This window comes from Streptomyces sp. NPDC000941, from assembly GCF_053599555.1.
In genome coordinates, this window is record NZ_JBSFMM010000494.1 from 1 (window position 1) to 2406 (window position 2406).

A 2406-nucleotide genomic window follows, 5' to 3' on the forward strand; every position below is an offset into this window, starting at 1 on the left:
GCCCGCCCGCGCTATCGCAGTAGCGCGGGCGGGCGGATCACGTTCGATGACCGGTCAATCGACGTCGGCTCGCCCCGGCCGGCTCAACGCCGTAGCCATGCAAGGTCCAGCGCACCCGCCCGCGCCCCGCGGACCTCGTTTTGTTCTCATACGCCGCACGTGACGCATTGATAACTTGTTCCGCTCATTCATCCTCAGCTCCCCCCGATCTTGGCAGCCACCCGCTACAGTATCGTCGCTGATAGAGCGGTTCAGGATGACTATTCAGATTCTTGTGCGTTTTCGTGTAGGGAAGCGAGGACGAGTGCGACTGGTCTGGGGAAGGCATTCCCGAGTCCCTGAATTCGCCACATCCGCAAAGACGACCAAGAACGACCGGGCCCACCGAAACAGCGGTGGGCCCTTTTCATGACCGAAGTGTCACCCGGGCCGAAAAGCGGATGTGCGGCTGAAATCGGGTGTTCGGTTGACATCACGAGGGGAGAGTGATGGCTGTGCGAAAAGTGCATGGAAGATTAAACCGGACAGCCGGGAAGCGTACGGATGCGCTGACGCGAGTGGGCTTGTCCGTTCTCTTGCTGTCGGGTGGCGTCATGGGCGCGACGGCCGGAACGGCCAGCGCTTCGACTGGCGACGGAACCCTGACCGTTGAGGTGCTGCGGGATTTCTTCGGCACGGGCGTGGTCAACACGACCATGGACGTGCCGCAGCGGGGCATGAAGGTCGAGGTAACCGACCCTGACGGCCATCGGGTCACCGGCACCACGGATGCCACCGGAAAGGTGGTGATCTCGAAGTCGACCGAGCTGACCGGCGGCCAGTACCGCGTCGACGTCACCATCCCGGCGCCATACGACAAGTATCTGCAGGCGGCGCCGGCCTCGACGGCGGAGAACCACTTCGACAGCTTCACGACGTTCGTGGACGTGTCGGATGGTAAGGACGACTCGGTCACCACCGGGGTCTGGAACCCGGCCGACTACGCACTGCCGGACTCACGGTATTTCGTGCCGATCCAGAACTCTTCCAGCGGGAAAGACACCCGGGCACTGGTGGCGTTCGGGACGGACAAACGAGGTACGTGTCCTGGCCAGGCGGAGTGCCCGACGGCGCTCAACACGCAGGACCAGGTGGGCACGACGTTCGCGCTGGCCTACGACAAGTACCGGAAGCGGCTGTTCCAGGGGGAGTTCGCCCGGCGGTACACCCCGTACGGGCCGGACGGCGGTGACGCGATCTACACCACGCCGACCGACGGTGGAAGCGCGCCGACCCTGTTCGCGAAGGTGCCGGGCGCCGCGGTGACCCCGCACGACGCCACCAACATGATCAAGGACGCCGGGTTCACCAACGCGCCGGGCAAGGAGAGCATCGGCGGCCTTGCCCTGTCGGAAGACGGCTCGACGCTGTACGCGATGAACCTGCGGACCCGGTCCCTGGTCAGCTTCGACGCGACCAAGACCACCGCATCCGCGCCCAAGGCGACGGTGCGCATCCCGGACCCGGGCTGCGCGCTGCCCACCGACTGGCGGCCGTTCGCGCTTTCCACGCACGACAACAAGCTCTACGTCGGTGGCGTGTGCAGCGCGGAGAGCACGCAGAAGCGCGAAGACCTGAAAGCCGTCGTCTACACCTACGACGGCGAACAGTTCGACACGGTGCTGACCCAGCCGCTTACCGGCGAGCGCGGTACCGTCTATGGCGGTGCCACAGGGGTTGACCAGGCCAACCACTGGAACCCGTGGAACACCAGCCTGTTGACCTGGGACAAATTCAAGATCAGCGGATCAAATACCCTCGTCAATCCGCAGCCGGAGCTCGCCACCCTCGCCTTCGCCCGTGACGGTTCGATGATCCTCGGTTTCCGCGACCGGTTCATGGACGTGGTCAGTGGTGGCGGTCTTGACCCTCGGCCGGGCAACGACACCCCGCAAAACGGTATGTCCGGTGGCGACATCAGCATGGCCTGCGCCAATCCCGAGGGTGGATACTCGTGGGAAGGCACCGGGAATTGCCCCAACCACGCCAAGCCCGAAACCGACGGCGGCCAAAGCACCGGAGTCGTCGAATACTTCCCGGGCGACTATGTTCGGAACAGGGCCAACCCGGAGCAGATCCAGGGGGTGCACAACGAAGCCTCCCAAGGGGCGGTCGCCTACATTCCGCAGCAGCAATGGGTCGTCAGCACGCAAATGGACCCGACCGACAACTACGCCACTGGCGGGACCGGTTACTACAACATCGAGACCGGTCAGGGGCCTGGTAACAACCATTCCGGCAACGCGTACCAGTTCGTCACTCCGGAGGACAACGGGTTCGGTAAGGCCGGTGGGCTCGGCGATATCGCCTACGAGGCGGCGAACGCGCCGATCCAGATCGGCAACCGGGTGTGGTTCGACGGCGACC

General features: G+C 64.5%; 1 protein-coding gene. It reads left to right on the forward strand.

Features of this window, described 5'->3' with window-relative positions; genetic code table 11:
• Window positions 1–593: 593 nt before the first annotated feature.
• A partial coding sequence (locus ACWDSL_RS53000; protein WP_450496894.1) for an SdrD B-like domain-containing protein occupies window positions 594–2406 on the forward strand: 1813 nt, incomplete at its 3' end.